This is a genomic window from bacterium, assembly GCA_028821235.1.
Lineage (GTDB): Bacteria > Actinomycetota > Acidimicrobiia > Spongiisociales > Spongiisociaceae > Spongiisocius.
In genome coordinates this window covers 1-7,025 of the sequence record JAPPGV010000060.1, presented here as the reverse complement: position 1 = coordinate 7,025, position 7,025 = coordinate 1, and the positions used below count along the sequence as shown (strand labels likewise).

7 protein-coding genes are annotated in these 7,025 nt (G+C 65.8%); 4 read left to right on the top strand and 3 right to left on the bottom strand.

Going from position 1 to position 7,025, the window contains the following annotated elements; translation table 11 throughout:
- Positions 1–217 precede the first annotated feature (217 nt).
- Complete coding sequence (locus OXK16_06580) at positions 218–2,263, bottom strand: metallophosphoesterase (protein ID MDE0375610.1); 2,046 nt, start codon at positions 2,261–2,263, stop codon at positions 218–220.
- Between the two features lie 175 nt (positions 2,264–2,438).
- Between OXK16_06580 and OXK16_06575 the strand changes: the two genes are divergently transcribed.
- From OXK16_06575 to OXK16_06565, 3 genes are read left to right on the top strand one after another with little or no spacing between them, the layout of a single operon-like run.
- A complete protein-coding gene (locus OXK16_06575) occupies positions 2,439–2,942 on the top strand; it encodes a VOC family protein (GenBank protein ID MDE0375609.1) in 504 nt (167 codons plus the stop codon).
- A 5-nt stretch (positions 2,943–2,947) separates the two neighbouring features.
- Positions 2,948–4,045, top strand: coding sequence for a Gfo/Idh/MocA family oxidoreductase (locus OXK16_06570; protein MDE0375608.1), 1,098 nt, complete (start codon positions 2,948–2,950; stop codon positions 4,043–4,045).
- Positions 4,045–5,100, top strand: coding sequence for a hypothetical protein (locus OXK16_06565; GenBank protein ID MDE0375607.1), 1,056 nt, complete (start codon positions 4,045–4,047; stop codon positions 5,098–5,100). Before OXK16_06570 ends, OXK16_06565 begins: the two co-directional genes overlap by 1 nt.
- 31 nt (positions 5,101–5,131) lie before the next feature.
- Here the strand turns inward: OXK16_06565 and OXK16_06560 are convergent, their stop codons facing one another.
- On the bottom strand, positions 5,132–5,446 hold the full coding sequence (locus tag OXK16_06560; GenBank protein ID MDE0375606.1) for an L-rhamnose mutarotase: 315 nt from the start codon (positions 5,444–5,446) through the stop codon (positions 5,132–5,134).
- 97 nt (positions 5,447–5,543) lie between these two features.
- Positions 5,544–6,371 (bottom strand): DUF3800 domain-containing protein, encoded by an 828-nt coding sequence (locus OXK16_06555; GenBank protein ID MDE0375605.1) that lies wholly within the window; start codon positions 6,369–6,371, stop codon positions 5,544–5,546.
- A 335-nt stretch (positions 6,372–6,706) separates the two neighbouring features.
- On the opposite strand from OXK16_06555, the gene OXK16_06550 reads away from it, so the two are divergent.
- Positions 6,707–7,025 (top strand): Gfo/Idh/MocA family oxidoreductase (locus tag OXK16_06550; protein ID MDE0375604.1); only part of this gene is annotated, 319 nt, incomplete at its 3' end.

Sequence of the window (7,025 nt, the reverse complement as noted above, 5' to 3'; positions counted from 1 at the left end):
ACGCGAGCTACATAAGCGGCGCCGCCATCAGCGTCACCGGCGGCGCCCTCATGTACTGATCGGTGCCCGCCGCCCGGCGCGACGCTGAGCGGAACGGACTCCTCTCCTCCACCGCAAGCTCAGGAGGTGCCTAACGGGAGCGCGGGCCCTCGAGTAGCTCGGTTGCTTGGGCGATGTCGGAGACATCGACCTCCAACCCCAAGGGTCGGGTGCGTTACTAGAAACGCCCGACTTGGACGATCGGTAGCGGGCCGGCGTCACCGGACACCATCAGGTTCAGCACGGCGGGCAGCGAATCCTCCCACGACAGACCTGCCACCGGGTCGATGAGCCGCACCGGCGCATGGCCGTTCACCCGCTGCCGGAGAACCTCGGTCGCCCTGGTGCCATCCCGGTCCGGCGCCAACCAGAGTTCGCCCCTATGGTCCGCAACCACCCGGACACCTGTCTCGCGGAGCGACGGGCCGGGATCCACGGGTGTGTAGCTGCCCGGTCTGCGACCTTCCCCGAACAGCACCGTGTTCAGCACCCTCGTCACGTGGAAGGCCGGGCGCGGGTTCGACAACCGGTCGAGCAGCCCGTTTACGACCTTGGTCACGCGGTCGAGATCCTGTAGCGGGTCGAGATAGACGCGGCAACCGGGCATCGTGGCCGCTGCGAACAGGGCTTCGGCGGCCGCCAGGGCGTTGGCTCCGTCGTCGGCGCCAAGCGGGACCAGGAAGTCGAGACCTCCCACGGAGCGGAGCGGCGTGTCGAAGGCCCGGATGTCGTTCCACACCGACTCCGAGTCGTCGACCATGCAGACCGCCCGGTCAAGGTGGACGTCACGTTCGCTCAGCATCTTGTCGAGGTGTGGTAGCTCCCGGGGTCGGAAGCCGGTCCGGCTTCGCAGGTGCACCTTGCCGGTGTCCTCCAGCGCCAGCGGGGCCATCGCGACGCCCACTCCCGCTTCCCGCAGCTCCGCGAGGGCCTCCAGATCCTCACCCTCGGGCAGGAAACGGTTGGTCAACTGGACCTCGATGAAGTCTGTCTCGGAGGCCTTTCGAGCCGCGGCGGCTATGTCAGCGGGCCTGGGACACAGGACGGTCGCGGTCAACCGCACACCCTCGCTACGTAGTACGGCGAGTTGTCTGGCCTGGATAGACACGTCGAGGTCGTGGATAGGGAACCGGACATGGCGGATACCCGCCTCGACGCAGGAGAGCAGCGGGTAGTCGTCACGGATCCTGTGCCTCACGTGGTTGGGATAGGAGATCGCCCCGTCGCTCTGGTTGGTGATGGGCAGTCGTAGGTAGGTGGCTGCGGGGGAGTGGGGCACATCGACGGTCGTGCCGGTCAGGATCCGGGACCCGGCCGGGTGGTTGGCATGGGTCTCCCCGCTGGTGCGGATGAGATGTACCGAGGTCGCGTCATCGGTGACCCGGACCAGGAAGAAACCGAGCTTGGTGGTGTCGAGCCATCCCCGGTCGGGCGGACACACGTTGAAGGCCTCGTAGAAGCCCGGCCTGGTGGTGGTCGTCGATGGAAGCGTGTACAAGCGGGTGCCGCCGGCTCGGTTGAAGACCTGGAAATGGGTGTGACCGCTGAACAGTGCCTCGACGTCGTAGCGCCTGCACAGGTCCAGCAGCCAGGTCCGGTCCGGGTTGCCGAGCACGTCGTAGCTGCCCAGGCCGGGCTCGTCCTCGTCGACGAGGTATGGCGGAAGGTGCATGAACAAGAAGATCCGGTGCGAGGCGTGGGCGGCGAGGTCGGCCTCCACCCACTCGCGCTGCTCTATCGCCTCGGGGAGGGTGGTGTTCATGATCTGGGAGTTGAGGACGACGAAGTGCGTATCGCCTTCGGTCCGGCTGTAGAACGACTTGCCGAAGTCCTCGTCCCAGCGTTTCAGGAATCCCGGTTCCACCCAGCCGGCGGGCACCGTGGGATCCGGCTTGTCACCGATGTCCATGTTGCCGGCCGCGAAGTTGACCTCCAGGCCCGACTCCTCGAACTGGGCCACGGCGGCTCGCCTCCCGGTGTCGAAGAACCGGGATCCCGGGTACTCCTGGGCAAGATCCCCCACATGGAAGACCAGTTCGGTTTCGGTCGCCTTGGTGAGAGCCAGTGCCCAGTCACCCCGGTCCGACCACTCGCGCACGATCTCCGGAGTGACCGAATCGCCCTTGGTCGAGTACATGCCCGGATCGACCAGGTGATGGGTGTCGGCGATCACCACGAACTCCAGGTCGGCCTGCGGTACGTCTGAGCGGTCGAAGCTGGGCATACGTGGACCTCCTCGGTTGTGGCGTCCCCTGAGTCGTTGCGGATCGAGACCGGATCCGGTCGGATGGTACGCCGGACCGTGCAGCGGCTGTCAAGCATCACTAACTTGTTCGTGGACAGTAGACGGCGGGCCATCGCTCCGAGGTGATGGATGGGACGGCCAGGGAGGTAGACCGGTGAGTTTTCTTTCGATCGACCACGTCGGGGTGGCGGTAACCGACTTGGAAGTATCGGTTCGCTGGTGGACGCGGTTCCTCGAGGAGGAGCCGTTCATGCAGGGCACGTGGATAGCCGCCGACGTCGAGGACTACGTGGGCAAGATCGTGGGATACCCCAACTGTGACATGTCGGGAGCGTTCTGGGCGCTGCCGGGCGGTTCGGTGCTCGAGATGCTCCAGTACCACAACCCGCCGCCAGGCCGGGTGGACATGGCCACCTACAACGCCGGCAACACCCATCTGTGCCTGGAGACCGAGGACATCTACCGGGATTACGAACGGATGCGCGACCACGCCGTGTTCGTGTCGGCGGAGCCGGTCCGCTGCGCCTGGGGTAGGTACGAGGGCGCCCTCACCTGCTACCTGCGCGACCCGGACGACATCTCGATCGAGCTGATCCAATTCGCTGACGGGGGAAGGCCGTTCGAGGTCGAGAGCCCGTTCGTCAACCCCTACGGCTAGCGCACATGGGATCGGGTCGCCGGGTCCGGGTGGGTGTGATCGGCGCCGGCTCCTGGGCGATCGCCAACCACATCCCGATCCTGGCCGGACGGGACGATGTCGAACTGGTGAGCGCCGTCCGTACCAACCGTGAGGCGCTGGCCATGCTGGCTGACAAGTTCGGGTTCGGACATGTCAGCCACGACTACCGGGACGCGTTGGCGCTCGACTTGGACGCCGTGGTCGTGGCCAGCCCGGCGGGGCTCCACTACGAGCATGTGAGAGCGGCGCTGGAGGCGGGCGCGCACGTGCTGTGCGAGAAGCCCTTCACCACCGAACCGGACCACGCCTGGGAACTCCATGGCATCGCCTCGGAACTCGGCCGCCACCTGGTCCTCGCGCTCGGCTGGAACTACCGTCCCACCGCCGTAGAGGCCAAGCGCCTGATGGAGGATCCCGGTGTCGGAGAAGTCCAGCACGTCCTGGTGGCCATGGCCTCCGGCCTGCGCGGGCTCCTCCACGGCACGGGGAGCTACCGGGGCCAGGATGCATTCTTCCGACCTGCCCAGGAGACCTGGACCGACCCCAGGCTGTCCGGCGGCGGGTACGCCCCGGCGGCCCTGAGCCACGCCCTCGGGCTGGCGTTGTGGGTCACGGGCCAGCGTGCTTCCCAGGTCTTCGCCTTCATGAACAACGAGGGCGCCGCCGTCGATCTTCATGACGCGATCAGCGTCCGGTTCCGCTCGGGAGCCACGGGTTCGATATCCGGAGCGTCGTCGCCACCCGGCGGGAGCGCGGTCGACCACGAGGACGCCCCATGGCCCAGGCACCAGCTGCAGGTCCGGGTGTACGGCACGGAGGGCCATCTCGTGGCCGATCTGGAACGGGACTTCCTGTGGCTCTTCCGCGACGACGGCAGGGATGTCAAGGTCGACCTGCCACCGGGCGCCGGTCTCTACGGGTGCGAGGACCCACCCGATGTGCTGATTGATCTGGCCCTCGGAAAGGCGGCGGAGAACCGATCTCCCGCTGATGTGGGAGCCAGGACCGTCGAGTTGCTGAGCGCCGCATACGAGAGCGCGAGCACCGGAGCCGTCGCTCAGGTGTCTTGGCAGGAGGCCTGATGGAGTCATCGGAGGCGAACCTCGACACGTCGAAGCGGGTGAGGATCGCTTTCTTCGGTGTGGGCAGCGTCGCGACCGCGGCGTTGAACCTGTGCCGCCAACGCTCCTGGATGGCCGTCACCTCTGCCGTCCGTAGCCCTTCATCGGCTGCCGCCCGGCCGACCGCCGGCGCCTGGGCCGGCGTGCGGATCTGGACGGACCCGGAAGCCATGCTCGATGAGGCGCGCCCCGAAGTCGCGCTCATAGCGACCAGGTCCGAACTCGACTCCGTACTTCCCTTGATCCGGCTGTGTGCCCGGAAGGGTGTTCACGTCGTAAGCACCAGCGAGGAACTCTCCTGGCCGGATGTGGAACAGCCCGGAGCCGGCGCCTCGCTCCAACGGGCCGCCGAGGAGGCCGGGGTGGTGATCGCGGCCACCGGCATCAATCCAGGCTTCGCCTTCGACGCCCTCCCGCTCGTGCTGGCGGGAGCCGCTTGGGACGTCTCGCGGATCATCGTTCAGCGCACGCTCGACGCATCCGTGTTCGGCCGGGACGTACACCGTTCGCTCGGTGTCGGCTACAGCGAGGCCGAGTTCCGGAGCGCCGTCCGGTCGCGTAGGGTCCGCGGGCACATCGGCTTCGCGGAGAGCGCTCGCATCGTGGCGGACGGGATGGGGTTGGAGATCGAGCGGTTCGACGAGGAGATCGAGCCGGTGCCGGCCGATCGTGTCCACGTCCTGGCCGGTTACACGATCGAACCGCCCGAGACCGCAGGGGTCGTCCAGCTGGCCACGGCATGGGTCGAGGGACAGGAGTGGCTCCGCTTCGAACTCTCCCTGCACGTGGCTCCGGGCGAGGTCGGTTGGGAGACCCGCGACCGCATCCGGATCTGCGGGGAGAACGAACTGGAACTCACGATGGAACCGGGCATGCCGGCCGTGTCCACCACCGCGGCCCTGCTCGTCAATGCGGTTCCCGCCGTCCTGGCGGCCCGGCCCGGCTTCTACCCCCCGGCGCGGCTACAACCCACCGCGCCGTGGTTGGCCCCGCGTCGGCCTCCGGGCAGGTCTTGAGGCTTGGACGGCCTCGCGGCCGTGCAGGTGTTCAGTCGAGGTGCCAGACCTCCTCGGCCCAGTAGAGGTTGCCGTCCTCGTCCACGAGGCTCAGGATCACATCCTCGAACCACTCCGACCAGCGGGCGTTCACCTCGGTGGGTCCGATCTTGCCGAAGGCGGTGGCCACGTCGGGGTGGGCCTCCACGTAGGCGATGACCTGGGTGCCGCGGCGGAACAGGCTGTAGTTCTTGAGCCCGGCCTTCTGGATCTCCTCGACAAGTTCGGGCCAGATCTCATCGTGGCGCTTCTTGTACTCGTCGGCCTTGTCCGGATAGATCTCGAACGTGAAGCACGCTCGTTCCATGGAAGCCTCCTCCAAACCGTCTGGGTGCCCGCTCGAATCTAGCGGTCCGTCTGCTAAATAACCAGGCGTCTCGGCGTCCGTGTGGCCTCGGACTGCCTTATCGGAACAGCTCGCCGCCGCTGCGACGACCAACGGTATCGCTAACCGTGATCCCGCCAACCCATCTTCCGTCCGCGTTCTGGTAGCGAATCTGGCAGCGCTTCAACCATGTCCCGTATCGACTCTTGAGCTTGTCGTAGGAAGGATGGACGTGCGGCCCCGCAACATGACCCTGACAGTAGGTACGACTCGCGATCGGGAAGATGAGCGCTGAGGTGACAAGATCGGCCAGTTGTAGCCCCGCATGGTTCTCGCTGTGGCCGAACACAGGCATCTCGACAATGTTCGGATACGAGTTACCGCTCCGCTTGAACATCTTCGTGAACACAGAATGGGCCACGTTCGCGTTTTGTGCGTTGCTGCGGCTGTCGCAGATGACCAGTCCGCCGGTCGGTTCTCGTTGCAGGTGATGCTGTAGATGAAGTGCGATGTCTTGGATCGAGAAGGTGTACATCGAGCGCTCGTCCGACTGCCTGGATGGATGCTTTACCCAAACCCTCCCGACGATGCCAGCGCCGTATTGCGTGAGCAGCTCGGTCGTCGTGTCCAAGAACCCGATCGCGGCTCGGCTGCGACGACGTGATCCACTCCGGATGTCCTTCCTGATGTCACTGCCCTTTACCTCGTTCAGAATCCCATCAAGTGGCCTCAGACCTGCCTTCCCCGGATGAAAGCGCTTCTTGGCCTTGAGGAAGTCCCTGGTCAGAGCCGGCACCACATCGCTTGCGATCACTAGACCACAGATAGCAAGGACAGGAGGAATATGGGCGACACTGGGATTGGGACGCCGACCGTCGCCCGCCTCGTCTATGTAGCATATCTTCATCTAACATGCCCAACTACAACTACGGCCACCTGGCAAGGTGGCCGTAGGACTTGCCGACTGAACCAGGGGCCCAGACGACATCAACTGTTTGCTGCTTGAGAGTGTAGCCGAAGTGGGACGTCTAGTGCAGCCCTATCTTGACTCGTGCTTTGCGATGGTGGTTGAGTCCCGCACACCACAGCCGATGCTATGACCGTCGGCGCGCCCCCGCAGATCAACGCGCTGTTCGCTCCCGCACGGAAGCGAGCCGTTCCACGCGGGCACCGTCAACACCCGCGCTGCATGCGGATCCTATTAGGGTCATGCCTCGGAGTCGACGCCGGATTGGAGGGTTCATGGGTGCGAACGATCGGGTGCGGGTAGGTGTGATCGGCGCCGGTTCTTGGGCGGCGAGCAACCACATCCCCGTGCTCCAGGCGCGGGACGACGTGGAGCTGGTGGTAGCCGTTCGCAAGGGCTGGGATGCCCTCGAGATGCTGAAGGACCGCTTCGGCTTCGAGCACATCACCGAGGACTACCGGGAGGCGCTCGAGCATGATCTGGACGCGGTGGTGGTCGGTAGCCCGTCGGTGTTCCACCACGAGCACGCCAAGGCCGCCATGGAGGCCGGCGCCAACGTCCTGTGCGAGAAGCCGGTCACCATCGATCCCGCCG